The sequence below is a fragment of the Tamlana crocina genome, from assembly GCF_012037625.1.
The window spans coordinates 1-523 of the sequence record NZ_JAAVJS010000140.1 but is presented as its reverse complement, the minus strand read 5'-3'; the positions used below and the strand labels follow the sequence as shown (position 1 = coordinate 523).

Here is a 523-nt window from a genome sequence, read left to right as displayed (position 1 = left end):
CCGACATATTGAAACTTTTGCTTAGAGACTTGAGCTCCAGCACTCCGTCAGCATCATTGGCATACTTCAGAATACTTTCCGGTTCTTCATTTAAGATAAAACTGTATGGGTTGTCATTGACGATTAAAATGCGGTGCTTTTTCCCGAAGGCGATAAGCTGTTCGAAAATTGCCTTTTTTGCCACTGCACCGGTGGGCATGTTCGGGTAATTCACCCACATCAATTTCACCCTGCTTAGATCCCGCTTTTCCAGTTGCTCAAAATTGGGCAACCAGCCGGTTTTTTCACTTAAATCATACAGCACCGTGCTGGCACCAACCAACCGACTTACGGCAGCATAGGTGGGATAGCCGGGGTTTGGTACCAGCACCTCATCTCCTTCATTCAAAAATGCCATGGAAATGTGGGTGATTCCTTCCTTGCTGCCCATGAGGGGAAGGATCTCAGTTTCTGAATTCAGGTTTACATCATAGAAGTTCTGATAGAATTCCGCAATGGCTTTCCGGAAATCATTAGTACCGCG

The 523-nt window shown here is 45.9% G+C and carries 1 protein-coding gene; it reads right to left on the bottom strand.

Features of this window, described 5'->3' with window-relative positions; all coding sequences use genetic code 11:
* Positions 1–523, bottom strand: a 523-nt coding sequence (locus HC176_RS16015; RefSeq protein ID WP_167920003.1) for a pyridoxal phosphate-dependent aminotransferase, incomplete at both ends; no start/stop codon positions are given.